We start from the raw sequence: 5,009 nt of genomic DNA, 5'->3' as shown, positions 1-5,009 counted from the left end.
GTGTCACTACTGCCCACCCAGGTGGGCAGTAGGCTCGCGGAATCAACCGCTATCTCCTCTGGCTATCAACGCCGAAGCCACGCATCATGGCAGCCTCTTTTTTGCTTACCTTGATGTTGCTAACGCCATGATGCCGTCCTCTTCCTCTCCTTCCTCCTCTCCCTTCAGCGGCTTCTTTAGCGTGTTTCGCTATAGCCGCCGTGCGCTGGCACTGGTATGGGAAACCTCCCGCTGGATGATGCTGGGCTTGGCGCTTTGCACGCTAGTGGCTGGCGTGCTGCCTGCGGTGGCGGCTTATGTGGGCCAGTTGATTGTCGATGGCGTGCTGGCGGCCATGGAAAGCTATGAGGCAGCGAGCAACCCTGACTTATGGGCAACGCTCACTCCAGTGCTGGGGTTAGTGGCGTTGGAAGGCGGCATCATTGCCCTGATGGCGTTAGCCCAGCGTGGCCTCTCGGCCCAGCAGTCGCTGTTAAGAGCGCTGCTCGGGCAGAAAGTGAACGTGATGATTTTGGAAAAAGCGGGCACGCTGTCGCTGAGCCAATTCGAGGATTCGGAGCTTTATGACCAGCTCACCCGTGCTAGACGAGAAGCCTCAACCCGCCCACTGGCGCTGGTCAATAAAACCTTTGGGCTGCTGCAAAATGCCATTTCCCTTGGCAGTTTTGCCTTCCTACTGGTGCAGTTTTCTCCCTGGGCGCTGCTGATATTGGTGGTGGGAGCCCTGCCGGTATTTCTTTCGGAAGCGAAATTCTCCGGCGATGCCTTCCGGCTATTTCGTTGGCGCTCGCCGCAAACACGCATGCAGATGTACCTGGAAACCGTACTGGCTCGTGAAGACAGCATTAAAGAGGTCAAACTGTTTGGTTTAGAGCAGCGCTTTCTTCAGCGCTACCGGGCTATTTTCCACCAGCTATTTTCCGAAGACCGCCGCCTGACCCTACGCCGAGAGAGCTGGGGGTTTATTCTAGGGCTACTGGGCACGCTCACTTTCTATGCTGCCTATGGCTGGGTCGTGGTGGAAACCGTGGCAGGAGCACTTACGCTAGGCCAAATGACCATGTACTTAATGGTCTTCAAACAGGGCCAAAGTGCGCTATCCGCCAGTCTTACCGCTGTGAGCGGTATGTATGAAGATAATCTCTACCTTTCCAATTTATACGAATACCTGGAACAGCCCACCGAAGCCGACGCTGGTCATTTAACCCAAGGCCCGGTGCCCAACGACGGGCTGCGCTTTGAGCAGGTGAGCTTTGCTTACCCCGGCGGCCAAGAGGTGCTGCACGATATTTCGCTACACATTGTGCCCGGCAGCAGTTTAGCGCTTGTGGGTGAAAACGGCTCGGGTAAAACCACGCTGATCAAACTCTTAACGCGGCTCTACCGACCCACCCAAGGCCGCATTTTGCTGGATGGCAGTGACCTTAACGATTGGGATACTCAAGCATTAAGAGCACGCGTGGGCGTTATCTTCCAAGACTTTGTACGCTACCAGCTCACCGTAGGTGAAAATCTTGGAGTGGGCGATACCACGGCCTTCGATGATCAGCAGCGTTGGAAGCAAGCGGCAAAAGACGGGCTGGCCGATAGCTTTATCAAGCGTATGCCCGAAGGCTACCAAACCCAGCTAGGGCGCTGGTTTAAAAATGGCCAGGAGCTCTCCGGCGGCCAGTGGCAGAAAGTGGCGCTTTCTCGTGCCTACATGCGTAAAGATGCCGATATCTTAGTGCTCGATGAGCCTACCGCTGCCATGGATGCCGCCGCCGAGGCGGATGTCTTTGCTCGCTTTCGTGATCACAGCCGCGACAAGATGACGATTCTGATCTCCCACCGTTTCTCGACCGTCCGCAGCGCCGACCAAATCATCGTCATCGACCAAGGGCGCATCATCGAACGCGGCACCCATGAAACGCTGCTTGAAGACAATGGACGCTATGCGTCGCTGTTTCATTTGCAGGCTGAAGGGTACAAATGAGATTTATTTTCATTTTAAAATTCATATAGAGAGCCAAACGTAAACAATAGTGACACTTCCCCGCGTATTATCGATAATAAATTGATCGAATAGTATATTCAAAGCATCCTAAATCCGGGGTACAGGGTGCCTGAAAATGAAAATGGTTAACAAAATCAGCTTTAAATATGCAGCCGCTTTTACAACAGTTGCTCTATCATTATTAGCTGTTGTAGCTGCTGACTTTTTACTTGTGAATATGGCAAAAGATAAATTTCATGAAGTTGTTGATATTTATTTACCTGCTATGTCAACCACTCTTAATGCTGACAGAGATCTTTATCAAGCTCGTGTAGCTGAAATTGAATATGTTCTCACTTCCTCTTCTTCAAGCAGAAGTGCTCAGCTATTAGCCAGCTATGAAGAAAATGCGCAACAAGCTTACGACCGGATGCAGGCGTACTTTCAAAGCATGCAATCTCACCCTGAGCTTTTAGCACAACTCTCTAATTTTGAAACCACTTATAGCAAGTGGAAGCAAGAAAGCAGCCGTGTTTTTGAGCTTCATCAATCAGGTGATATCAATAGCGCTTTAGATGTTCTTTCAGGCTCATCTTTTGAAAGCTTTGAAGAATTGCGCTCCCTGTACGACATTTCAGGACAAAATGTTGAAGCAGTAGTATTAGCCACTGAGTTAGCGGTAGCCGACAGGATAAAACTACAACAAACCTCTACATTAATTTTTTCTTTAGCAGTGTTCGCTCTCGTCATGTTGGTAGCAGTCATGGGGCCTAAAATGATGTCCAGAGCAATACAACAAGTAAGCGCAAGAATTCAAGAAATTACTGAAGGTGATGGCGACTTAACGGCGCGCATTCAAAGCCAACGCAGAGATGAAATTGGCGAACTAGCTCATCAGTTCAACGCTTTTATTAAGCGTATCGACGACACGCTGCAGTCCGTCAGCCAGAGCACTGTGAGCCTTCAACACGCCTCTACGGAAATTGCCAAGGGCAGCCAGGAGCTAGCCTCGCGCACTGAACAAGCTGCGGCCAACTTACAGCAAACGTCTGCCTCTATGGAGCAAATTGCGGCGGTGGTGAACAATGCTTCGGAGTCTGCCCAACAAGCCAACCAGCTTGCACTATCGACCCGCGACATTGCACATCAAGGTTTGAATGCCATGCAAAGCGTTCAGAAAACCATGGGCAGCATTAGCGAGTCGTCCAGCCAAATCGGTGAAATCGTGACCATGATTGAAAGCATTGCCTTTCAAACAAATATTTTGGCACTGAACGCCTCAGTGGAAGCGGCTAGAGCGGGAGAGCATGGCCGGGGCTTTGCGGTGGTCGCACAAGAAGTGCGCATTCTCGCCAGCCGCACCAGTGACGCGTCAAAGAGTATCTCTGAACTGATCAGTACCTCGGCGGAACGCACCCACTCGGGCGTCTCCCAAGTGAAAGCCGCCAGCGATACGCTGCACAGCATGATGCAAAGTATCGAGCGCGTCGCCGACGTGGTGGCAGAGATCAGCGCAGGAGCGAAAGAGCAGAGCGTGGGCATTGGTCAAGTCAATGACGCGGTGAACGAACTAGATAGCATGACGCAGCACAATGCCTCGATGGTGGAGGAGTCTAGCGCTGCCGCCGCTGAGCTGCGTGAACAGGCAGATCGACTCAGCACCTTAGTGGGCTCGTTTAAACTGAGTAACCACCAGCCCATCGTTGACTCAGGCCGTCGCGCCGCCCTTGATCAAACGAAGAAAAGCACACTACAGTTAGCCTCAACGCTACCTAGAAATTTAGTTCGTCAGCCTACCCCTGAATGGGAGTCTTTCTGATGATATTACCGACTAAGCCACTCGTTTAATCTAACGACTCTCTGCGTCTTCGGGCTCTTCCCCTGGCACCCGAAGACGCTTTTGCATTGCCAGTACAGGCCGTGCGTATGGTGCGCGAGTCATAACACCTATTCAAAGCAACCGCGCACTCACATGAAAGGACACATCATGCCGCCTAGTGCGTTAGTAATTGATGATGACGTCGATATCCAGCTGCTCGGCAAAATGCTGCTGAGTCGACATGGGTTTGATGTTTCCACCGCTGGGTGCTTGGGAGAGCTAGCGCGCAAACCTGCCCTGCTCAACACTAATCTGATCGTGCTTGATTTTGGCTTGGGGGATTTTACGGGGCTGGATATCCTCGACTATCTTTATGACCTAAAAATCAACGCCCCTATTCTGCTGCTAAGTAGTTGTAATAACGAAACGGCTGCTCACGCCATTGCCAAAGGCACTTCCAAGAGCCTGAAGATGTTAGGGTTCCTACCGAAGGCTCGGTTGATGACGGGCCTTAGCGATTTTATCAAGCAAATTGAGTCGTCACCGAAACCACCCACTGTGGGCGAGCTGGCGCAGGCCATCAAACAGCAGCACATCTGCTTGGCGTTTCAGCCTAAGGTCTCACTTATGACCGGCACGGTGCTAGGCGTGGAAGCGCTGGTACGCTGGGAAGACCCAGCGCGCGGCACCATCTATCCCGATAATTTTATTCCGCTAGCCGAGCGAAGTGGCCTAATGGTGCCTCTCACTTGGTGCATTTTAGAACTGGCTTTAGCGCAATTGTCCGCGTGGCACACCCGTGGGTTACCGTTGAGTATTGCCATTAATGTGCCCGCCGAGTTCGTTAAAGCTGAAAATATGTTGTCGATGTTCGATGAGCTGTGCGCCAAGCACACCATTGATATGACCAAAGTCACACTCGAGCTGACGGAGTCGGTGGGAGTGGAATGCTTAGGCTACGCACGCCATATTCTGGAAGAGCTTCGCAAGCGCGGGTGTAAGCTGGCATTGGATGACTTTGGGACGGGCTACTCCTCATTAACCCAACTCTACCGCTTACCTGTTTGATGAATTAAAAATTGACCGTAGCTTCGTATCGTTAATTGATAGCGAGCCTAGCCTGGATTTCTCACAGGGTATAAAAGAAAGCGGCTGAAAGTGTTAACGTTTCAGGGCCTTACACCAAAAACCAACACCAACAGCCGCTTCCAAAAT

3 protein-coding genes are annotated in these 5,009 nt (G+C 51.5%); all 3 read left to right on the top strand.

Annotated elements, in window-relative coordinates; genetic code table 11:
- Nucleotides 1-127 precede the first annotated feature (127 nt).
- The 3 genes from BIS10_RS17370 (at nt 128) to BIS10_RS17360 (ending at nt 4,862) form a co-directional block, all read left to right on the top strand.
- Nucleotides 128-1,975: an ABC transporter ATP-binding protein gene (locus BIS10_RS17370; RefSeq protein ID WP_253507178.1), complete on the top strand. Its 1,848-nt coding sequence runs from the start codon at nt 128-130 to the stop codon at nt 1,973-1,975.
- Between the two features lie 136 nt (nt 1,976-2,111).
- Nucleotides 2,112-3,794, top strand: a complete 1,683-nt coding sequence (locus tag BIS10_RS17365; RefSeq protein ID WP_253507175.1) for a methyl-accepting chemotaxis protein — start codon at nt 2,112-2,114, stop codon at nt 3,792-3,794.
- Between the two features lie 168 nt (nt 3,795-3,962).
- Complete coding sequence (locus tag BIS10_RS17360) at nt 3,963-4,862, top strand: EAL domain-containing response regulator (RefSeq protein WP_253507172.1); 900 nt, start codon at nt 3,963-3,965, stop codon at nt 4,860-4,862.
- The last annotated feature ends 147 nt before the right edge of the window (nt 4,863-5,009 follow it).

Origin of the sequence: Halomonas sp. 707B3 (genome assembly GCF_024158645.1) — a bacterium.
Taxonomy (GTDB): Bacteria; Pseudomonadota; Gammaproteobacteria; order Pseudomonadales; family Halomonadaceae; genus Vreelandella; species Vreelandella lionensis.
The sequence above is the reverse complement of the archived record's forward strand: the minus strand, read 5'-3'. Positions and strand labels throughout refer to the sequence as shown.